Here is a 21,382-nt window from a genome sequence, read left to right as displayed (position 1 = left end):
CCAAGGAAGAGCCGGCAGAGCACTTTCGATCGCCGTTGACCACGTTGCGGACCGACCAGCCGATTGACCTCGGCGATAGTTTTCGGGAGGCGGGCCCCGCCGCGCCATCCGTAATTTCCGGAATCGGCATGGCGTACTTCACCGGTCCGGCTCGCTCGGGACGGGCGCCGGCTGCAAGTCGGCTGAAAGACGGCGGCAACGCTTCTCCTCCACCGCGAGGACCGATATCGTCGTGGCTTGGGAGCGCTCCCGGCCCGACCGGACTGTTTCGACCGGAAGGAGCCAGGTGATGATGAGAAAGGTCGTGGTGGCCGTGGCCGCCGCGCTCCTCGTGCTGGGTGCGGGCGGAACCGCCGCCGGCGAACCGATGCGGACGCAGGCCGCGACGGCGGGCTGCGGCAAGGCCCCGACGTTGACGAGCGGCACGCGGACCATCCAGACCAGCGGCAAGAGCCGCAACTACATCCTGCGGATCCCCGACGGCTACGACCGCACCCACCCGTACCGGCTGATCTTCGGCTTCCACTGGCTCGGCGGCACGTCCACCGACGTCGACACGGGCCGGACCGTGCAGACGGGGACCTGGGCGTACTACGGCCTGCAGCGGCTCGCGAACAGCAGCGCCATCTTCGTGGCACCACAGGGCTTCAACAACGGCTGGGCGAACTCCGGCGGCGAGGACGTGACCTTCGTCGACGACATCATCCGGCAGATCGAAGGCGATCTCTGCGTCGACACGACCCAGCGGTTCGCCCTCGGCTTCAGCTACGGCGCGGCCATGAGCTACTCGCTGGCGTGTTCCCGGGCGACGGTGTTCCGCGCGGTGGCGGTCCAGTCCGGCGGGGTGCTCAGCGGGTGCAGCGGGGGCACCCAGCCCATCGCGTACCTCGGCGTGCACGGCCTCCGGGACAACGTCCTGAACATCTCCGGCGGCCGTTCGATGCGGGACAGGTTCGTCCGCAACAACGGCTGCACGGCGCAGAACCCGCCCGAGCCGGCGCAGGGCAGCCTCACCCACCGCGTGACGAGCTACGCGGGCTGCCGGGCCGGGTACCCGGTGCAGTGGGCGGCGTTCGACGAGGGCCACATCGCCGCGCCGCAGGACGGGGCGACCGGCGACAGCGGGCCGCGGACCTGGGTGCCCGCGCTGGTGTGGCAGTTCTTCTCGCAGTTCGGTTCCAGCACCCCGCCGCCCGACGACCCGCCGCCGGGCACCGGGGCCTGCCGGGTCGGCGCCGTGGTCAGCGCGTGGAACACCGGCCTGACCGAGAACATCACCATCACGAACACCGGCTCGGCCGCGGTCAGCGGCTGGTCGCTGGTGTTCACCCTGCCCGGCGGCCAGACCATCACCTCGGGCTGGAGCGCCGGCTATGCACCGTCGTCCGGGCAGGTGACGGCGACGAACGTGGCCTACAACGCCGAGATCGCGGCCGGGGCGTCGACCACCATCGGCTTCCAGGCCAACCACACCGGCAACACCGCGGCACCCACCGCGTTCACCCTCAACGGTGCGGCCTGCACCCTCGCGTGAGGCCGCACGGTCACCAGCGGCGGAGACGGTGCCCGGCGTCACCCCAGAACGAGGTGAGCCGGACACCGTCGTCGGTGCAGAACAACAGGGCCCCGACGACCGCCCCGCCCAGGCCCAGCACGTCGGCGAGCATGGGCAGCACGTACGGCAGCGCGGCCGGCTCGCCGAGCGCGTCCAACGCGATCAGGCGGCCGGTCGCCGGTCCGGCGACCAGCGCTCCGAGCAGGAACAAGCCGAACCAGGCCAGCTTCCACCACCGGCGCCGGGCGGCGCTGAACACCAGCACCCGAATCCGGCGTGCACACGCGCCGCAGGTCACCGTGGCTTCGACGAGGCCGGTGGCGGGCCGCGAAACCGGGATGTCGCCCAGCGAGTACCGGATGGTGGTCCTGGCCATGACGGCGTACTCGCGGTGCCGCTCGCTGCGGACGCAGGCCAGCCGCACCCGCGGATACTCGCCCGTGTCGGTCACCTTCCGGAGTATCGGGCCGGGGCACCGGGACCGGTCCCGGCACTCGGGCCGCGGTGACACGGCGTCAGCGGATCGACACGCGATTTCGTACACTGCCTGCGTGGGCATGGGGCGAGTCGTGGCCAACCGCTACCGGTTGGAGGAGGAACTCGGCCGAGGTGGGATGGGCGTCGTCTGGCGGGCCGTCGATCTCGAGCTCGGCAGGCAGGTGACGCTCAAGCGCGCGCTGGGCGAGGACGCCGGGCAGATCCGGCGGGAGGCGCGGATCGGGGCCGGGCTGCTGCACTCGAACGTCGTCACGGTGTTCGACACGGTCGTCGAGGGCGACGCCCAGTGGCTGGTCACCGAATACCTGGCCGCCCGGAGCCTCGAGGAACTCGTCGACGAAGACGGGCCGCTGCCCGAGGAGCAGGTCCGGCGGATCGGCGCGCAGCTCGCCGCGGCGCTCGCGGACATGCACTCGCGCGGCATCGTCCACCGCGACGTCAAGCCGGGCAACGTCCTGGTGACCGCGGACGGCGTCGCCAAGCTGACCGACCTGGGCATCGCCCGCTGGACCGAGGTCACCCGCACCGGCGGCGCCCAGCTCACCGGCACGCTCGGGTACGTCGCGCCGGAGGTGGCCGACGGCGGCGAAGCCGGTCCCGCCTCCGACGTCTTCTCCCTGGGCGCCACCCTCTACGCCGCGATCGAGGGCCGGTCGCCGTGGGGCTCGGGCGCCGACGGCCCGTTCGCGCAGATGCGCCGCGCCGCCGCCGGGCGGCCGGTGCCCGCCGAACGCGCCGGGCGGTTCGCGCCGGTGCTCGCCGCGCTGATGGCCCGGCACCCCGCCGACCGGCCCACCGCCGCCGAGGCGATCACGCTGCTCACCGCGGACGCGCCGGTGCCGCGGCGGCCGCACCGGCGCCTGCGCCGCCGGCTGCTCGCCGGGGCCGCGGTGGCGATGGTGGCCGCGCTGGTGGCGGGGTTCTTCCTCAGCCGGCCGCTGTGGACCACCGCCAGCGGCACACCGGCCGGGGCGAACACCCTCGGCGCCGACCCGGCCGGGACGGACCCGTGCGCGGCGATCTCGCTCAACTCGCTCACCGGGTTCGGGGAGCCGTTCGTGGACCCGGAGGTGCTGAACTTCGGCACCTGCGTCGTCACGACCACGTTGCCCGCCGAGGCCGGGAAGGTGCAGACCCGGCTCGAGCTGACCGGCCCACTGCGGTACCCGCCCCGGCCGCCGGTGCCCGGCAAGATGGGCGAAATCGAATACCCCGAGAAGCGCGACGACGGCTCGTGCGAGCGGGCCGTCTCGCTGGCCGACGCCAACCGGGTCGTCGTCACTTCACGCGCGATCGAAGCCGCGCAGGACGCGCCGGTGTGCTCCTACTCGGACTCCGTGCTTTCCGGCGTGCTGACCGCGCTCGCCAACGGGCCCCTGCCGCGGCGCGCCCCGCTGCCGGAGTGGTCACTGGCGCACGTCGACGCCTGCGGCCTGCTGGACGGCGCCACGACGACCGGCGTGCTCGGCCGGGCCAAGGAACCCGACCGCGCGTTCGGCAACTGGGGCTGCACCTGGGAGCACAACCCGCGCACGATCACCGTCGAGTTCAGCCGGGAGTGGCCGATCGAGAAGGACGACGACGTGCCGGGGGAGCGGATCCGCGTCGGCAACCGCAACGCCGTCGTGGCGCCGGTGCCCGGCGGGCACCCGGAGTGCGCCGTGCAGGTGGTGCACCGCGGCTACACCCCGGCCCTGCCGGTGCTGCAGGGCACGCCGCCGACCCGGGAGGAAATCGCCGTGGTCACGGTCGAGGACAAGACGGCGGCCGGTGGGGACGCGTTGTGCGCGACCGCGCGGTCGCTGGCGGAGGTCCTCGTCCGGCGGCTGCCGTGAGCCGGGGACCGGTCCCCGGCAACCCGGGCTAGAAATGGTGCCGAGGCCGGGTACGCGGGCCGGAGGAGGCAAGGCGGAAATGGCGAAACCGGTACGGACCGACGTGGCGCTCCCGGCCGCGGTCACGACCGGCCCGGCGGCCGAGGGGGCCGCCGGGCCGGGGCCGCGGATCGGGCGCCACGGCGGCTGTCGTGGCGGCTGTTGTCGCGGTGCCGGGGAGCGGACGCCGTCGTGACCGCCGGACGCCTCGACCCGCACCGCCAGCACAGCCTCCGCCACGGCGTCGCCGGCGTCGTCCCGGGCACGTTGAGCGCGCTGACCGTCACCGGCGGCGTGGCGGTGCCGCCCGCACCCGGCAGCCGGGTGACGTTCGGCCGCAACCGGCTGGAGGTGGACGTCTGCGTCGGCGAGGAAGACGTGCGGATCAGCCGGATCCACGGGCAGCTCGTGCGCGATCGGGACCGCTGGTGGCTGACCAACACGGGCCGCTCCCCGATCCGGCTGTCCGACAGCGTCCTGCTGCACCGCGACGCCGAGCCGCTGCCGCTGGCCGCCGGCTACACCGCGCTGTTCCTGCGCGGCACCCGCGAGCACGTACTGGAACTCCTCGTCTCCGACGGCGACACGGGCCTCGTCACGCGCCGCCCGACGCACCCGACGGCACCACCGAAACGCTGGCGGCTGTCGGCGGAGGAGCACCTCGTGCTCGCGGTGCTCGGGCAGCGGTACCTCGGCTACGACCCGCAGCCCCTGCCACTGTCCCGCCAGCAGGCGGCCGCCGAGCTCGCCGAGCGCCGGCCGCACGAGAACTGGACGGCCAAGCGCGTCGAGCACCTCGTCTCCCGTGTCCGGCAACGGCTTTCCGACGCCGGGGTGCACGGGCTGCGCCGGGAGGAGGTGGGGGAGCCGGTGGGCCTGACCCTGACCGTGAACCTGCTCCGCGAGCTGGTGCTTTCGACGACGCTGGTGCCGATGGACCTGGAATGGCTCGAACTCCCGGACCCGCCGCTGTTCCCGGGCTGAAGCCGACCGCGCCGCCCTCGGGTACCTGGGTGAGGAGCCGAGATGCCGAAGACGCCGGGTCGCGCCTCCGTCGCGTTGGCTTCGGCGGATCACGGCTGCGGTTGTCGTGTGCCTCGGGCAAATCGCCCTGTGCGTGCTGGTGCTTCGGCGGGAAGGGCGGTCAGCGGGGGCTCTGGTTTGAACCGGCCGCGGACCTGGGCCACCGAACCCGGCCCGGAGGCCCTGCCAGGTGACTTGCTCCCAGTCTGGCCCGGCGGCCGTCCGGCTCGCCAGGACGGAAAGCCCTCGAGAATTTTTGCCACCCGTTCGGGTGACCTTCGGCCGCCGGCTTCAGCCCGCGGTGCGGCTGAGGTCGATCTCGGCCCACACGGTCTTCCCGGTGGGACGTTGCCATTGCCCCCACGACACGCTCATGGCACTGACGAGTTTGAGCCCGTGCCCGCCGTCGGCCGAAGCCGGTCGCGGGCAGGCGGGGTCGACGCAGGTGTCGTCGACTTCCACCGAGAGCCAGTCGCGTTTGCGCAGCAGGCGCACCTGACGCGGGGGTGTGCCGTGCCGGAGGGCGTTGGCGGCCAGTTCGTCGACCACCATGAGCGCGTCCACCCGTTGGTCTTCGGGCAGGTCCTGCAGCAGCTGATCGGCCCAGGCGCGCACCCTGGCCAGCTCGGCGAGGTCGTCGGCGACCTCGAGGGCGATGACGCGCAACGAGTCGTCGAACGGTGTCGTCCGCTGTTCGGTCGGCATCGGGGCAGGACCCCTTCCTGATCCACGGGCTCCACGTCCGTCACGTGGTGCCGATGCCGGGGTGGTTACCCAGTGTCCGGCCGGCCACGCGCGCGATGGGGCTCACGCCGGACGGCCTGCTGCCTGGCGGCGGGCCGCCGTCCGCGCCTCGAGCTCGTCGAACCACCGCCGGCCGCGGTTCCCGCAGTTGTCCCTGATCGAACACTTGAGGTCGGCGGTCCTCGCGTTCAGGCTCTTGACCATCGTCAGGCCCTTGCCCACCTCGTCGCCGATGCTCGCTCTGGTCCGCGCCAGGCTCGCCGCCGCGGCGGTCATGGCCGCCCGGTTCGGCCGCTCCCGGCGGCCGGTGGTCGCGTTGGTTTCCGAACGTACGCGCATGGTCGCGGTGGCACGGGCCCGGACGACCATGCCGGCGAGGCCGCGCGCCACGTCGCGGCTCATGTCGTAGTACTGGTAGGCGTTGTCGGCGCAGCCGCGTGACTCGAAGTGCAGCTCGCACAGGCCGGCGAAGTCGAGGGTCAGCCTGGCTGCCTGCAGCTGCCGCTCGACCGCCGCGGCCTGCCGGCTCACGCGCAGGTTGTTCGCCCGGACCTGCTGCAGCGTCTGCTCGGCTTCGACCGTGGCCGCCCGCACCGCGGCGAGGGTGACCGGCTTGACGCGCTCCCCCGCGGGGAACCAGCGGTCCCGCACCCGGAACGCGATCAGCACGGCCGCGCCGGCGGCACCGCTGCCGCCGAAGAGGATCGCGGTCTGCCGGGCCGCGTGCGGGCCGTGCGCGACGTTGCCGTCCAGCAGGAGCACCAGCGCGGTGACGTTCACGGCCAGCAACAGGATCCCCGCGCGGGGCAGCAGCCTGCGGAAGTCCACTCGGCGCCGGCGTGCGGTGCGTCGCTTCGGGTGTCCTTGGCCGACCAGGAGCAGCGCGGCGAACGGTGCGGCGCCGAGAAAGCACCACCAGGCCGTCCCGTGTTCGGCGAACTGCGCCGGATCCGTGGTGATCAGGAACGGCACGATGGCCGGGGCGGTGAGGGCCAGCAACACGGCCGCGATCGCGCCGGCCACGATCGGGAGCCCGAACGTCAACGCCACGAACCAGAATCCGCAGCCGGAGTTCCGCCGACCCACGGTGTCCTACTTCCGCCGGCCGTTGCCGCTCCGTTGTGGCCTGCGGTTCCGCGCGCGGCCGAGGTCCGGCGCCCCGGACCCGTTGAGCACCTTGTCGATGTGGTCGCCCAGCCCCGTCCGGCCCGCGGCGGTTTCCGTCACGAGCAGCTTGCCGAGCACCTCGACCAGATTCGCGTGGAGCTGCTGCTGGTCGAACGATTTCGCCTGGACGAGGTGCTGCTGTTCCTTGGCGATGCACTCCAGCAGGCCCCGTGCGCTGACTCCGGCCAGCGCGCCGCTGGTGCGCATTTCCTGCAGTGCGGCGCCGACCGCGGCCCGGCGGTCGGCCAGGGCGGTCAACCGCTCGCCGCTGTCCGCGTCGATCCGTTTGCTTTCGACCTTGAGCCGGCCCAGTTCCGTGATGCAGGCGGAAACCTCGGCGACGGCCCTGGCGGCGGCCCCCAGTGGATTGAGCGATTCGGCAAGGTGGGAAACGGCCTTTCCGAAGACGACGTGGCCATTCTCGACGGAGACCATTTCTCTGCTCAACTGGATCAACCTTGCGTTGGGGGCAGCGTGGGAATGTGTAGTAGGTCGACGCCGGGTGCCTCGGCGTTACGACCGGATGTCGCGTGCCCGGCGCCACGCCCCTCGGCGGGTGCCCGCCGGGCGCGGGACACCGGGCTGACAGACTCGAGGCCGTGATCCTCGGATACGTCCTCGCCGTGCTGGCCGCGGTCGCCTCGGGCAGCGGGTCCATCCTGGAGTCGGCCGGCGTCCGGCGGGCCGGTGCCTTCGGTGGCTCGCCCCAGGACCTGATCGCGTTGCGCCGGCAGCCGCTGTACTTCCTCGGGGTGGGGGTGGACCTGCTCGGGTTCGTCTTCGCCGCCGCGGCGCTGCACCGCCTGCCGCTGTTCCTGGTCCAGTCGGTGCTCGCGTTCAGCGTCGGGGTGACCGCGACCATTTCCGCGATCCTCGGCGTCCGGCTGGTCGGTGCCGGGTGGGTCGCGCTGGGGGTCGGGGCGACGGGCCTGGTCCTGCTCGGGCTGTCCGCGGATCCGGGTCCCGCACGGTCGCTGCCGCCCGGGGGGAAGCTGCTGCTGGTGGGCGTGGCGGTGGTGATCGCGGCGATCGCGTTCACCGCCCAGCGGAGCACCGGCCGCTGGTCGCCGATCGTGCTGGGGTTCTGCGCCGGGCTGGGGTTCAGCACCGTCGGGATCTCGGCCCGGACGCTCGACGCGTCCGGCCCGGTCTGGCACCTCGCGGTGGAGCCGGCACTGTGGGCGATGATCGCCAACGGGCTGGTCGCGGCGGCGGCGTTCGCCATGGCCCTGCAACGCGGCCGGGCGACCGCGGTCACCGCCATCATGTTCACCACGAACACGGCGCTGTCTTCGCTCATCGGGGTGGTGCTCCTGGACGACCGCGTCCGCGAGGGCTTCACGGCCACGGCCGTGGTGGGCTTTGTCCTGGCCATCGCCGGCGCGATCGCCACCGCCCACTACGCGGCCGCCCATCGGGCGGGGAGCAGTACGTCCGCGCCTAGCTCAACACCGCGATGATTCTGGTGCCCGGCGGGAAATCGCCTGCTTCGGCCCGGGCGAAGATTCCGTACATCATCTTGGCCTCGTAGACCCGGTCGAGGGTGACGCCGTGGCGTTCGCCGAAGTCGAGGACGAAGTCGTCGAGCACGGTGGTGCGTTTCGCGTAGCCGCCGAAGGAAAAGCCGAAGTCGACCGTCCAGTTCGCCGTGGCCGTGCCGAAAGCCTCCTGCTGCAGCCGGCGGACTTCCGCGTCCAGGTACTGCGCGCCGTTGAGGACAGCGAAGCCGAGCGCCTGTTTCGGACCGGACAGCCCGGCGGCGATGCCGGCGAGCGTGCCACCCGTCCCGGTGGCGCAGCAGATGACGTCGAATTCCGTGGTGATCTCGCCGACCAGTTCGGCGGTCCCGCGGACCGCCAGGCCGTTACTGCCGCCTTCGGGCAACACATAGGAAGGACCGAACTGCCGAACGAGGGCGGCGACCACCGCGGGCTCGGTCTTGCGGCGATACGTCGTCCGGTCCAAATAGGTCAGAGTCATGCCACAACCTGCGGCGAAGGCAAGGGAATCGTTGAGCGGCAGGTGCTCCTCGCCACGAATGACCCCGACGGTGTCAAACCCCCGTCGCCGCCCGGCGGCGGCGGTCGCGCGGATGTGGTTCGAGTACGCGCCGCCGAAGGTCAGGAGCCGGGTGCACCCCTGCTCCCGGGCGGCCTGGAGGTTGTGGCGCAGCTTGCGCCACTTGTTGCCCGGTACTTCGGAGCTGATGAGGTCGTCCCGCTTGAGCCGGAGGTGGACACCACGGCGTTCGAGCCGTTCGTCCCGCAGGTCCTGAAGCGGCGACGGCAAACGAGGAAGACCGGTCGTTCCGCCTTCGCTCGCGCTCACGCTCGGCAGCGTAGCGGACAGCGACGGCGGCGAACCGGCATCGAGCGTCGCCCTCGTTTTCGGCGATGGACAACGGGCGACGACTGGTATTCCGGCGAAGTGAGGCGGAAACTCGGATAGGATGAAAACCTCGGCGCGAGGCCGGGTGCACCCTGCAGCAGCAACAGCGAAGGTCTGGAGCAATGCAAGTGCCCGAACCAGCGACGTTTCAACGGCGCCTGCACGCTCTGGCCGGAAACATCGAGGAATTCATCCGGGGTAAACCGGATGTGGTTCGCCTCGCGCTGGTGTGTTTGCTCGCCGAGGGACATCTGCTGATCGAGGACGTGCCGGGGGTGGCCAAGACCTCGCTGGCCAAGGCGGTCGCGAGGTCCATCGCCGGTGCGGAGGTGCGGCGGATCCAGTTCACCCCCGACCTGTTGCCGACCGATGTGATCGGGGTGCAGGTCTACGACCAGGCCAGGGGGAGTTTCGAGTTCCGGCAGGGTCCGGTGTTCGCCAACATCCTGCTGGGCGACGAAATCAACCGTGCCTCGCCGAAGACGCAGTCGGCGCTGCTGGAGGTGATGGCCGAGCACCAGGTGACGGTGGACGGCGTGGCGCACCCGGTGCCGCACCCGTTCCTCTGCATCGCGACCCAGAATCCCGTTGAGCACCAAGGGACTTACGCGTTGCCGGAGGCTCAGCTCGACCGGTTCCTGATGCGGGTCACCATCGGCTACCCGGAGGAGCTGGACGACGAGGTGGCGATCATCGCGGACGGGATCGCCCGGCGCAGGCCGGAGGAGCTGAAGCCGGTGATCGAGCTGGACCAGCTGCGCGCGATGATCGGCGACCTGCGCCGGCTCCACGTTTCCGCGAACCTGCAGGCCTACGTCGCCACGATCACCCGGGCGACCCGGAAACACCCCGACGTCCGCCTCGGCGTCAGCCCCAGGGGCAGCATCGCACTGGCCAACGCGGCCCAGTCCTACGCGGGGTCGATGGGGCGGGAGTTCGTCACGGCCGACGACGTGAAGGCCGTCGCCGTGCCGGTGCTGGCCCACCGGCTGCTGCTGACCTCGGAGGCCAGGTTCCGGAAGCGGACGGCCGAGGCGATCGTGACGGAAATCCTCGACGGCGTCCCGGTTCCCCGTGCGCCGCAACAGCGGGAGCGGTCGTGATCACGCAGGCAGGCGCCGTGGTCGCCGGGGCCGCCGTGGTGCTGCTGCTCGCCGGGCTGGGGGCCGACTACCCCGAGCTGGTCATGCTCGGCCTGGCCGGTGTCGCGGCGCTGGTGGTGGCGGGGGTGTGGATGCTCGCGCGGCCGAAGCTGGCCGTGGTGCGGGAGGTCAGCCCGAGCCGGGTGCAGGCCGGGGCTGCCGCCTACGGGGTGTTGACCGTGACGAACACCGGGAGGCGACGCAGTCCTCCTTCCCTGGTGGTCGAGACCGTCGACGGCCGCCGGGTCGCCGTGCCGGTGCCGAGCCTGGCCGCGGGGGACGAGTTCGCCACGGTGTACCCGCTGCCGACCGGTCGTCGTGGCCGGTACGTCATCCCCGCGCCGACGGTCGGCCACCCCGACCCCTTGCGGTTGTTCCAGGTCGAGCGGGCCGGGAGCGGCGAGTCGGTGCTGTACGTGCACCCGAAGGTGCACCCCATCGCCCCGGTGCCCGCCGGCGGGCCCCGGGAGGTGGAAGGAGCGACGTCCGCCGGTTCGCCGCAGGGTGGCGTCGCCTTCCACAGCCTGCGCGGCTACCAGCCCGGCGACGACTGGCGGCGCATCCACTGGAAGTCCACGGCGCGGAACGGCACGCTCATGGTCCGGCACAACGTCATCCCGGACGAGCCGCGCCACCTGATCGTCCTCGACACCAGCGCGAAACCCTACGACGACGAGTCGTTCGAGGAGGCGGTGCAGGTGGCCGCGTCGGTGTGCGTGGCGGCGGACCGGTCGAACTTCCCCCTCGCCTGCCGCACCACCGCGAACCCGGCCGGAGAGGACGCATCCGGGGCCAGCGAGGTGACTTCCGCGCTCGATCTCCTGTCCGGCGCACAGCGTTCCCCCGAGGATCGCGGCTTGCCGGCGCTCACCGACGTCGTCCGCGACGTCGTCGCCGCCGGGGAGAGTGCCGCTCTCACGATCGTCACCGGACGCGCCGGCCCGGGGCAGCCGGCCGTCCTCACCGCGATGCGCCGGGACTTTCCCACCGTCACGCTCGTCCGGATCGGACGGACGGAGCCGATTCCGCTGTCGGCCGGCGTCTGCACCATCGACGCCCGCACCAGCTCGGAGTTCGCGGTCAGATGGAACCGACTGTTCCCGCGGTGAGCCGGGAGAAGCCGAACTCGGTGGCGCCGTACCGGCTCACCGAGGTTCTCCTGTGTGCGGCGGCGACCGTGGCGGGTGGCCTGCTGTACGGCCGGTTCTTCGCCGGCACGGAGTACCTGCCACCGGTGTGTGCCGCGGCGCTGACCGGGACGGCGTCCGCCGCGGTGGCCGGGTGGCGGCGATGGCGGACGTACTCGACCCTGCTGGTGGCGATCGGCGGCTTCGTCGTCCTGGCCGGCTACGGCGTTTTCCGCGGCACCATCGAACACGGCCTGCCGACCCGGCAGACCGCGGCGGAGATCGTGCAGGGTGTGCTCGGCGGCTGGGCGCGCATGCTGGCCGTGGCGCCTCCGGCCGACCCGGGTGCCGACCTGCTGATCACGCCGGTCCTGATCACCTGGGCGACGGCGTTCACGGCGAGCACGCTCGTCCTGCGCACCCGGACGGTGTTCGTACCGGTGTTGCCTGCTCTGCTGGCGTTCGCCGCCGCGCTGCTGTTCGTCGGCAGGCAGCCCGGTGTCCAGGTCACCGCGACCGCACTGGTCCTGGGCGCCGCACTGGCACTGGTGTTGCTGCGCGCCGGCCGGACGGGCGGCGAGCCGAGCCGGGTGACGGCCGGCCGGCTCGCTTTCGGTGCGCCGGTCGTCGTGGTGGTGACCCTGGCGGGGGTGCTCGGCGGGCTGTACCTGCCGCCGGCCTCCGGTGCGCACCGCTTCGACCTCCGTGCGCTGCTGCCGCCGCCCGTGCGGGGCACCGACATGCTCACCCCGCTGGCCGGGCTCAAGGGGCAGTTGCGTGCGGAACCACCCCGCAGGCTGTTCACCGTCCGGCTCGACGGCGGGGCCCGGGTCGACCGGATCGGCGTCGCCGCCCTCGACGCGTTCGACGGCGTGTCGTGGACCTCGGCGGACCGCTTCCTGGTCGCCGGCCACCACCTCGCCGTGGACCCGGCCATGACCAGGTCGCGGACGGTGTCCGCGCGGTTCGAGGTGGAGGATCTCGACGGGCCGTTCCTGCCCGTGACCGGCCGGCCTGCCCGGCTCGACATCGACGGCGACGCCGGGCAGCCGATCGGCTTCAGCGCTGCCTCCGGCGTCCTCGTCAGCACGGCGCCGGCACTGCACGAGGTCCGCTACGACCTCGTGGGGGAGGTCGCCGACCGAGATGACGGGCTCCTGCGGGCGTCGCCGAGCGCCGCCCCGGAATACACGGCGCTGCCCGGCGGCCTGCCACCGGTGCTGGACGCGCTGGCCCGGCAGCTCACGGCCACCGGGACCACGCCGTACGGCAAGCTGGTGGCGATCGAGGAGCACCTGCGCGGCCTGCCGTACCAGCTGGACGCGCAACCGGGACATTCCTACGCCGCGCTCACCCGGCTCCTGACCGGAAGCGGCGAAGGCTATGCGGAGCAACACGCTTCCGCGTTCGCGGTACTCGCCCGCGCCGCGGGTTTCCCGGCCAGGGTCGCCGTCGGCTACCGGCTCGGCGACAGCCCGACCGGCACCCACACCGTGACCACCCGCGACGCCCACGCGTGGGCGGAGGTGCGCTTCGACGGCTACGGCTGGGTGGTGTTCGAACCCACCGGCATGCCGACCGGGTCGGGCGAGCTGCCGGACGACCCGGCCGCCGCCGAGGAACTGCCGGAACCGCCGGCGGTGCCGCCGCCGCCCGCGGCGGACCGCCAGGACAAAGCCGTCCGGCCGAGGAGTGACCGGCACGGCGTGCTGGGCGACGCGGCCCTCGTGACCGGCGTGGCGATGGGGGTGGCCGCGCTCGTGGTGACGTCGATCCTGGCGATGAAGGCACGCCGACGTCGCCGGCACCGCCACGCGCCCGGCAACGCGGCGCGGGTGGCGGGTGCCTGGCAGGAGGCCGTCGACCGGCTGACCGAACGCGGCATTCCGATGCCGGCGTCGCTGACGGCCCACGAGGTGGCGGACCGGGCCACGAGCGTGCTGGGAGCGGCCGCCGACCCGGTGGTGCGGCTGGCCCCGCTGACCACGGCAGCCGTGTACGCGCCGGACGAGCCGGACGACCGTGCCGTCGAACAGGCGTGGCAGCTGGAGGCCGAGCTGCGACGCCGGCTGTACCCAAGGCGTCTTTCGTGGCGCAGGCTCAGCGCCGGCGTGGATCCCCGGCCGCTCGTCGCCGGTCGGCGTGCGGCCGGGGAGAGGCGCCGGGATGACCGGGGGAACAAGGTGATCACATGAAGTCTCCGTTCGGCGCCGCTTCGCGGTGGCCGCGAGTGGCCACGGGGATCGTCGTGGCTGTCACGGTGCTGGCCGGGATCGCCGTCGGCCGGGACGGCCCGCACGACGACGTCCCGGGTGTGCGGCTGCACGCCGGGGTGGCCTGGGTGGCGTCCACCGAGGTGGGGCAGCTGACCCTGCTGGACGGGGCCTCGGCCGAGGTGGCGGCCGGAGTCCGGGTCGACCGGCCGGGAAGTGCGTTGTCCGCCGCCCAGGAGGGGACGACCGGATACGCCCTCAACCGTGCCCGGGGGTCGGTCGTCCGGGTCGACGGCGCGACGCTGGAGCCGTCCCGTTCGACGTCGCCGGTGGCGGAGAGCGGTGATCGGCTCGCCGTGTTCCCGACGCCGCACGCGTTCTACGCGCTCGACACGCGGCGCGGCCTGCTCGCCAGCGCGGATCCGAAAACGCTGGAGAGCCGGGGAAAGCCGTATCCGCTCGCCGTCGAGGCCGCACCGGACGGAGCCGTCGTCGACGCCGAAGGACGTTTGTGGGTACTGGACGACCACACCGGCGACCTGGTCTGGTTCGACGGCCAAAGCCGGCACTCGCGAGCCGGGGCGGCCACCCCCGGGCAGAGCCGGCTCGCCGTCGCGGCCGGCCGGCCGGTACTGCTGGACCCCGGACGTCGCACGATGGCCCTGCTCGATCCGGCGACCGGCGCGGTCGAGCGGGTCGTCGCGGTGGACCTGCGGGCCGGCGACACCGTGGCGGTGACCGGTTCCGCCGGGCAGCACCGGCTGCTGATCTCGGTGAGTCCGGGTGGGCTGTTCCTGAGCTGTGCCTTCGGCTCCGGCTCGTGCACGAAACCCGTCTCGCTGGGCGACGGCCCTTCGACGCTGGGGCAGGCGGTCGAGGTCGGGAACCGTGCCGTGGTACCGGACTACGCGACCGGCGGGGTCTCGATCGTCGACCTCACGACGTCGCGGGTGGTCGCGCGACCGCGGCTGTTCGACCGTCCGGTGCGGTTCGACCTGCTGACCCGCGACGGCGTGATCTTCTACAACGACCCCGGCAGCGCGCAGGCCGGCGTCATCGACCCCGGAGGCCGGGTGCGGCCCATCGTCAAGTACCGGTCGGGGCAACACTCACCCGGCGAAGCACCCACCGAAGTCGTTCCCGGGCCGGACGACGGCACTTCGCGCGCGGAAGGTCAGGGTGGCACCGGCCCCGACCCGCGGTCGACGAGCTCGGTGTCCATTTCGGTCAGCCCCCGTGATCACGGAATGGTCGGTGCGGAGTTCGAGTTCGCCGCCGTGGCCACCGGGTCCGCCGGCATCGCCGGCGCCCGGTGGACCTTCGGCGATGGCTCCGGGGCCACGGGCAGCACGGTGCGGCACCGGTGGAACCGGCCGGGAACCTATCCGGTCAGCGTCACGGCACGGCTGCGGCAGGGGACGGTCACCACCGCGACCACCCGGGTCGTGGTCGAGGATCCGCACGCACCGCCTCGCATCGCCCGGATCACCGTCGAGCCGGAGGCGCCCCGGGTCGGCCGGCAGGTGCTGTTCGGTGCCGACCTGACCGGTGGCCCGCCACAACGCACGGAGTGGACGGTGACCGGTCCCCGGGGTACCGAGACCACGTCGGGCGCGCCGCGGTTCGGGCACACCTTCACCGCGCCGGGGGACTACACCGTGGCCCTCACCGTGCGCGCCGGCGCCGCGTCGGACCGGCGGAGCAGGCAGTTCGCCGTGAAGCCCGAACAGCGTGAGGTGGGGTGCGGGGACGTCGTCACCACCGACTCCATCGTGACGCAGGACCTCGTCTGCCCGGGAGCCGGGCTCACGATCGCCGCCGGCGACGTCGTCCTCGACCTCGGTGGCCACACCATCACCACGGACCGGCCCACGGCGGACGCGAAGGGGATCGTGATCGGAACAGGGCGGCCGATCAGGAACATCACCGTGCGCAACGGCTCGGTCAGCCGGTATCCGACGGGTGTCGCCATGACCGATGTGGCGGCCGTGACCGTCGAGAACGTCGCGGTGTCGGCCAGCATGGACAACGCCGGTCCGTGGGGGATCGTGGGCGTGCGGGCGAGCGAGGTGCGGCTGCGCGGCATTGCCTTGTCCGCGTTCAACCCGTTCGACTTCAGCCACAACTCGTCCGTCGTCATGACGAAGTCGATCATCTCGGGCGGCACGGGGAAAGGCGTGGCGCGCTGCCGGCACGACAGCTCGTGCTCGATCGAGGGCGGTTCCCTTCACGTGGGTGACTTCGTCTGCTACAACGACGACCCCGAGAAGACGAGCTCGTCATTGAGCATTGCCGGAAGCGACGACGTGAGCGTTTCCTTCCTCGGCCCTTACTGCACGACGGTCACGGTGCGGGACAGCAGGATCAATCTCCTCTTCGATGCGAGCGCGACGAACACCTACCTGTCGGGAAACACGGTCAGCCAGGATGAATCGCTGGCGTTGTGGAATGCGTTCACCGTGGTCGGGAATACGTTCACGGGAGGAGGGATGAGCGGAATACAGGTGTTTTCCGGTCGAGGGGTGGTGTCGGACAATCGTTTCGTGCAAAATCAGGGGAACGGAGTCCTGGTGCGGGCAGGCGACAGCGATGTCGGTCCTCTCGAAATTTCCGGCAACGTGTTCGACGGCAACGGGACCGGGGGTGACGAGTGGACGGGGCTGGACGGTGTTCGTGTCGAAAGTGCCGGGCCCGGCAGCGTCATCAGGGTGGCGGGAAACCGCGCCAGCGACAACGCCAGGTACGGCATCAACGCGGAACCGGGACTGGTGGTGGACGAAGGAGGCAACACGTCGTCGGGCGATCCTCTCGGCTGCCGTGGTGTCGTCTGCCTTCCCGGCTGAGCTGCGTGAGCTGCGCCGTCACGGAGTGGCCGAGCACGGCGCCGCGGGATCGGCTCCGGCGGGCAGGAGCTCGCTTTCCTGCGCCGTGTAGCCCCGGTCGTTGATGCGGCAGAGGTGCGCCATCCAGTGCCGCGGGTCCATGTCGATCGTCAGCAGGCCCTGCCGGGTCGGTGCGACCAGCGTGTTCTCGTGGCTCGACCAGTTCGCCGGCGCGCCGGGTGCCCGGAGGGTCGCGATCTCGGCGCTCACGCCCTCATCCCAGACGTGCAGCTCGCCGCTCGACGTGGTGAGCAGTTTGCCGTCACCGGTGAAGGCCACCAGTGACTGTCCGCCGGGCACCGGCATGGGCTGGTGCCGGATCTCCGCCCGCTCCGGGTTCCAGAACTCGAGCCGGCCGGAGGTCTCGTAGTGCACCGCGACCCGTGATCCGGCCGGATCGGCCAGGATGGCCGGCGCCCCGGTGCCGAAGCCGTTCTGGAACGTGCGGACGGCCGAACTGCCGGTCAGGTCCCACAGCTCGACGTTGGCGGTCGTGGAGATCAGCACCTGTTCCGGACGGGCGGGCCACCGGACCGCCGTGGGACGTCGTTCGGCACCGGGACCGTCCTCGACGAGGAAGCCGGAAGCGGCGGAGAGCTCCCACACGAGCTGCTCGCCGGTGCTGATCCGCCATGTCGTGAGACCGCCGTTGTGCAGCACCGCGACCTTGTCGCCGGGCAGGGGGACGATCGAGGTGCTCGCGTCGGGAAGCCGGGATTCGCCGAGGTGGATCGTGCGCACCACGGTCAGGTCGGAGGCCAGCAGCACCGTCAGCTCTCCCGAGTTGCCGGTCGCGAGCAGCGTCTTCCCGTCGAGGCTGAAGGCGATCTTCGGATTCGTGCCCAGGTGCAGCGTGCTGTCGGCGGTGCCCGCGATGCGCCGCCGGGTGGCCGTGTCCACGGCGTGGCTGCCGAAGTCCGGGTTCTCGCCGGTCAGTGCCACCAGTACCTGCCCGTCCGGGCTGAGCGCGGTGGCGGCGAGCTTGTGCGAGAAGGCCGCCACGGTGGCGTCGTCGACCGGGCTCGGTGCGGCCGTGCGCAGCAGTGTTCCCTTCGCGAGCACGAAGACCGACGGCGGCCCCGATCCGGAGGCGTCCGGGAGCGCGAGTATCGGTTCCGTGCGGTAGCCGGTCAGGTTGTTCACCCGGTGCTGGTGCGGGTCCGGCGGGGCGTCCAGCAGGAAGGACCGGCCGGTGTTCAGGTCGGCGAGGTCGAGCCGCCGCGAGGAGTCGCCGGCGGACCGGCTGCCGGACAGCGCGTACCTGCCGCTCAGATCGGTGAGCCCCCCGGCGTCCGGCTCGGGACAGCCGAACACGGGTGCGGTGAGTCCGGCCGCCCCGGTGGCGCGGTCGAGGACCGCCAGGCGGCGGGGGCCGCCGTCCCGGCAGTCGACGAACAGGCCGCCCGGGGTGATGAAGCCGGCGGCGCTCTCGCCGAGGACCGCGCCGGTCGCCAGGTCACGCAGGACGGAGCGGCGAGTGCGGTCCGCGCGGTGCTCCTCGAACCACGCACGCTTGCCGTCCGGTTCGACTCGCCGCACGTAGAGCGCCGTCACCGCCGGTTCCGGGCCGGCGTGGCCGTCGATCGGCCGGCGCACCCGCACGTCCCACACCTCGACGAGGTTGGCGGCCTGCGGGTCGTCCCCCTGGCCGGTGGGCTGCAGCGTGATGACGAAGACCGTCCCGTCCGGGGAGAAACGCGCGCTGAGCACGGAGTGTTTCGCGATGACTTCGGGTTCGTCGGGGCGCAACGGGAGCGGGCCGGTGCGCTGGTCGATGTCCCAGAGCGTGACCCCGTTGCGTTCGCTCGCGACGGCGAGCCACCGGCCGTCCGCGCTCAGCAGCAGTCCCCGCTGCCGGGGGACGGTGGCCACGAACCAGCGCAGCGGCGCCGGCCCGAACAGGCCGGTCCACACGGTGATCTTCCCGTCCTCCTCGGCGATGGCGGTCACCCGGCCGTCTTCGGTGCTGGCGGCCGCGTCGACGGTGCCGGACCAGAACCCCGACCGGATCTCGTCGACCGCGGCGTACCCGGCGTACTGCCGCAGCAGCGCCGCATAGGCTTCCGGCCTGGCCGGGTCGTGGCGCCAGGCCGCCTGCGCGAACTGCAGCGCGGTCAGCGGGTCGGTGTCCGCGCGGCGCTGCGCTTCCTGCCCGAGGACGACCGCGGCCGCCCGGCGCAGCCGATCTTCGAGCTGCTGGTTGCGGTGGACGGCGACCGCGGCGAACACGGTGGCGCTCACCGCGAGCACGCTGATCAGGGCGGTGACCACCCGCCAGCCGAGCACGGTCCGGCGCTGGCGGACCCGGCCGGCGACGACGTAGTCCCGTTCCTCGCCGGTGAGGCCGGGCGGGTGCCGGGCCAGCCAGTCCTCGGCCGTGGCCAGCGGGACGCCGCGCAGCAGCGCGCTGGGATCCCGGCCGGACTGCCGCCACAGCCGGAGCGCGGTCCTGAGCTGTTCCTGCCAGGACCGGAAATCCCGGGCCGCGACAAGCCAGTCGTGGAGTTGCCGCCATTGCCGGACGAGGGCTTCGTGTGCCAGGGAAACGACTTCCGGCTCGCCGGGGTCGTGCCGGAGCACCACCAGGTGGTGTTTCGCGAGTGTCCTGGCCATTTCGCGTGATTCGGGGTCGAGCTGCTCGAGGCGGACCGGGGTGAGGGTGAAGGTGCCGTGCTCACCCGGTTTGGCCAGCTGTACCAGCAGCCGCCCGGCGATCTTCCGTTCGTCCGGGAGCAGTTGCCGGGTGCAGACCTCCTCTGCGTAGGCGGCCAGTGCCCCGGCCACCCCGCCCTGGTCGTCGTAGGCGCGGTGGGTCAGCGTTCCGCCCTGCGCGGACTCCCACAGCCGCGTCACCGTGAGCTCCACCAGGGGCAGCTGCGCGGGGGCATCCGCGGCGTCCGCGATGATCCGGTCGACCAGGCCCGGTTCGAAGGACACCAGGTCCGTGGGGCCCAGGATGGCCGCGCGAAGCTCGGCCGGCCCCATCCTGGGCAGCGGGACGGTGTGCGGCATCGAGCCGGCGTCGGCGGAGAGACCGGTGAACACCGCCCGCAGCGCGGGGGTCCCCGCCGGTCGGGGTGGCGCCGCGCGCACCAGGCCGGTCACGAGTTCGAGCATGTCCCGCGCGGCCTCGGGGTCGGCCGCGACGAGTTCCTCGAACTGGTCGACGAGCAGCACCCAGTGCCCGGCCGATTCGACGATCGCGTCGGCGAGCAGGGGGATGTCCCTGCTCACCGGGTTGCCTCCCAGGATCGGCGCGACGGCGTTCGCCAGGAGTTCGATCGGCTCGGTGCCGGGGGCCGGCCGGAGCACGGTCACCGCGATGGACTGCCGGCGCAGTGCCGGGAGGAGGCCGGCGCGCACGAGTGACGACTTCCCGCTGCCCGACGCCCCGGTGACCATGACCGTGGTGTGTTGTTCGAGCAGCGTTTCGAGCCGGCGGATCTGCGGGTCGCGGCCCCAGAAGAACCGGGCGTCCTTTTCCTGGAACGGTTGCAGCCCGCGGTAAGGACATTCGGGTCGTGCGGTGCGGTGCAGGTCCGGGTCCGGGGCCGGCAGGGATTCCGCGCGCCCGCCGTGTTCGTCGAGCAGCGTGATGAGCGCGGTGGCGTGGATGCTCCGGGTGGACGAGTAGCGGTGGTGCGCGAGGTCGGCCGGTGGTACGAGCTCGGTGGCCGGCAGGTCGAGGAAGTCCGCGTAGGCGGCCGACGCGCGGAGGAACTCGGCGCGCCGTTCGGCCACGGTGGGGGCCAGCGGGCCGAGGGCGAGCTCGTCGAGAGCCCGGAACAGGCTGCTGACGCGGTCGTTGGTGTGGGTGCGCAACCGGCTCAGCCATTCCCCGGTTTCCCGGCTGAGCAACAGCAACCGTGCGGGCGGTGCCGTGGCGGCCCGCTCCGTCAGCGCGTCGGCCAGTGCGTGGATCTCCTCGAACCGGGCCTCGGCGTCGTCGACGACCACCAGCAGCGGACTGTCGATCTTGCCGAGGTTGGTCAGGTCGGCGATGGCGGCGTTGTCGTGCACCAGCCCGGCGACCCAGCCGTATCCGGCCCTGTCCTGGCACAGCTCCTGGGCGAGGCGGGTCTTGCCCTGCCCGGCCGGTCCGGTGATCAGCCGTGCGGACACGGGTTTCGGCGCACCGAGCCAACCGGTCAGCTCGGCGAGCTCGCTGCGGCGGCCGGTGAAGGGCGCTATCCGGTACTCGGGGCGCAACCACGCGGTGGGTTCCAGGTTCCGGCTCGGCTCCGGGAAAGTGGTGAAGACCCGGTCGAGGAGGAGATCGGGAACCAGGTCGCCGAGCTCCTCCACCAGCCGGGCGAGGTCCCGCGCGTCGTTGCGGTGGCTCAGCCGCAGGAACTGGCAGCGCGCGAGCGGGGCGATGTCGGCGGGGAGCTCGGCTTCGGTCAGGGCGACCGCGTGGTCGAGGAACACCGGAATGACCCGCAGGCCGTGGCGGAACGCCTCGGCGATCTCCCGGTGGACCCAGTCGTCGGGGGCCTCGCGCTCCCGTCGGCGTTGCCGTTCGGTGACGAACTGCCAGCGTGAGCCGATGATGGCCAGCAGGACGTCGGACTGGGCCAGGCGTTCCAGGATCTTCTTGGCGAAGTCTTCGCCGGGACGGATCGACCTGCTGGCCAGGAACACGTGTTCCGTCCCGAACCGCGAGGAGAGCACCCTGGTGATGAGTGTGGCCGCGAACTCGCCGTCTCCGGTGCGGTAGTTGATGAACACCCCGCCCACATGATCTCCCACGAACACCATTGCGTGATGGA

15 protein-coding genes are annotated in these 21,382 nt (G+C 72.4%); 9 read left to right on the top strand and 6 right to left on the bottom strand.

Annotated elements, in window-relative coordinates; genetic code table 11:
• Positions 1-289 precede the first annotated feature (289 nt).
• A complete protein-coding gene (locus tag BLW76_RS34440) occupies positions 290-1,534 on the top strand; it encodes a CE1 family esterase (protein WP_167384839.1) in 1,245 nt (414 codons plus the stop codon).
• Between the two features lie 10 nt (positions 1,535-1,544).
• Here the strand turns inward: BLW76_RS34440 and BLW76_RS48950 are convergent, their stop codons facing one another.
• The gene (locus BLW76_RS48950) at positions 1,545-2,006 is read right to left on the bottom strand and encodes a hypothetical protein (protein WP_167384838.1); all 462 of its coding nucleotides are present in this window, start codon (positions 2,004-2,006) and stop codon (positions 1,545-1,547) included.
• Between the two features lie 106 nt (positions 2,007-2,112).
• Here BLW76_RS48950 and BLW76_RS34435 point away from each other — a divergent pair, with 106 nt between their 5' ends.
• From BLW76_RS34435 to BLW76_RS34430, 3 genes are all read left to right on the top strand, one after another.
• Entirely contained in the window at positions 2,113-3,888 is a 1,776-nt protein-coding gene (locus BLW76_RS34435; protein WP_244170705.1) for a serine/threonine-protein kinase, read from the top strand.
• 79 nt (positions 3,889-3,967) lie between these two features.
• A complete protein-coding gene (locus BLW76_RS48945) occupies positions 3,968-4,123 on the top strand; it encodes a hypothetical protein (RefSeq protein ID WP_167384836.1) in 156 nt (51 codons plus the stop codon).
• A complete protein-coding gene (locus BLW76_RS34430) occupies positions 4,120-4,911 on the top strand; it encodes an FHA domain-containing protein (RefSeq protein WP_244170454.1) in 792 nt (263 codons plus the stop codon). Before BLW76_RS48945 ends, BLW76_RS34430 begins: the two co-directional genes overlap by 4 nt.
• A gap of 330 nt (positions 4,912-5,241) precedes the next feature.
• Here the strand turns inward: BLW76_RS34430 and BLW76_RS34425 are convergent, their stop codons facing one another.
• The 3 genes from BLW76_RS34425 to BLW76_RS34415 all read right to left on the bottom strand — a co-directional run bounded on the left by BLW76_RS34425 (position 5,242) and on the right by BLW76_RS34415 (position 7,317).
• A complete protein-coding gene (locus BLW76_RS34425) occupies positions 5,242-5,655 on the bottom strand; it encodes an ATP-binding protein (RefSeq protein ID WP_091315409.1) in 414 nt (137 codons plus the stop codon).
• A gap of 102 nt (positions 5,656-5,757) precedes the next feature.
• Positions 5,758-6,780 (bottom strand): hypothetical protein, encoded by a 1,023-nt coding sequence (locus BLW76_RS34420; protein WP_091315406.1) that lies wholly within the window; start codon positions 6,778-6,780, stop codon positions 5,758-5,760.
• A 6-nt stretch (positions 6,781-6,786) separates the two neighbouring features.
• Entirely contained in the window at positions 6,787-7,317 is a 531-nt protein-coding gene (locus BLW76_RS34415) for a hypothetical protein (RefSeq protein ID WP_167384835.1), read from the bottom strand.
• A 143-nt stretch (positions 7,318-7,460) separates the two neighbouring features.
• Between BLW76_RS34415 and BLW76_RS34410 the strand changes: the two genes are divergently transcribed.
• Positions 7,461-8,321: a hypothetical protein gene (locus BLW76_RS34410; protein ID WP_091315401.1), complete on the top strand. Its 861-nt coding sequence runs from the start codon at positions 7,461-7,463 to the stop codon at positions 8,319-8,321.
• Here the strand turns inward: BLW76_RS34410 and BLW76_RS34405 are convergent.
• Complete coding sequence (locus BLW76_RS34405; RefSeq protein ID WP_244170453.1) at positions 8,302-9,372, bottom strand: 1-aminocyclopropane-1-carboxylate deaminase/D-cysteine desulfhydrase; 1,071 nt, start codon at positions 9,370-9,372, stop codon at positions 8,302-8,304. The genes BLW76_RS34410 and BLW76_RS34405 overlap by 20 nt on opposite strands.
• Between BLW76_RS34405 and BLW76_RS34400 the strand changes: the two genes are divergently transcribed.
• From BLW76_RS34400 to BLW76_RS34385, 4 genes are read left to right on the top strand one after another with little or no spacing between them, the layout of a single operon-like run.
• On the top strand, positions 9,372-10,352 hold the full coding sequence (locus BLW76_RS34400; protein ID WP_091315397.1) for an AAA family ATPase: 981 nt from the start codon (positions 9,372-9,374) through the stop codon (positions 10,350-10,352). The two genes, BLW76_RS34405 and BLW76_RS34400, sit on opposite strands and share 1 nt — an antisense overlap.
• Positions 10,349-11,500: a DUF58 domain-containing protein gene (locus BLW76_RS34395; RefSeq protein WP_208613450.1), complete on the top strand. Its 1,152-nt coding sequence runs from the start codon at positions 10,349-10,351 to the stop codon at positions 11,498-11,500. The genes BLW76_RS34400 and BLW76_RS34395 overlap by 4 nt, the downstream gene beginning before the upstream one ends.
• A complete protein-coding gene (locus BLW76_RS34390) occupies positions 11,497-13,713 on the top strand; it encodes a transglutaminase TgpA family protein (protein WP_143060739.1) in 2,217 nt (738 codons plus the stop codon). The genes BLW76_RS34395 and BLW76_RS34390 overlap by 4 nt, the downstream gene beginning before the upstream one ends.
• On the top strand, positions 13,710-16,574 hold the full coding sequence (locus tag BLW76_RS34385; RefSeq protein WP_091315392.1) for a PKD domain-containing protein: 2,865 nt from the start codon (positions 13,710-13,712) through the stop codon (positions 16,572-16,574). Before BLW76_RS34390 ends, BLW76_RS34385 begins: the two co-directional genes overlap by 4 nt.
• 18 nt (positions 16,575-16,592) lie before the next feature.
• On the opposite strand, the gene BLW76_RS34380 is transcribed toward BLW76_RS34385, so the two are convergent.
• Entirely contained in the window at positions 16,593-21,362 is a 4,770-nt protein-coding gene (locus BLW76_RS34380; protein ID WP_167384834.1) for an nSTAND1 domain-containing NTPase, read from the bottom strand.
• Between the last annotated feature and the right edge of the window lie 20 nt (positions 21,363-21,382).

The sequence above is a fragment of the Amycolatopsis tolypomycina genome (assembly GCF_900105945.1).
In the GTDB taxonomy this organism is placed as follows: domain Bacteria; phylum Actinomycetota; class Actinomycetes; order Mycobacteriales; family Pseudonocardiaceae; genus Amycolatopsis; species Amycolatopsis tolypomycina.
Note: the sequence above shows the minus strand (reverse complement) of the source record. Positions and strands in the feature narration are given on the sequence as shown.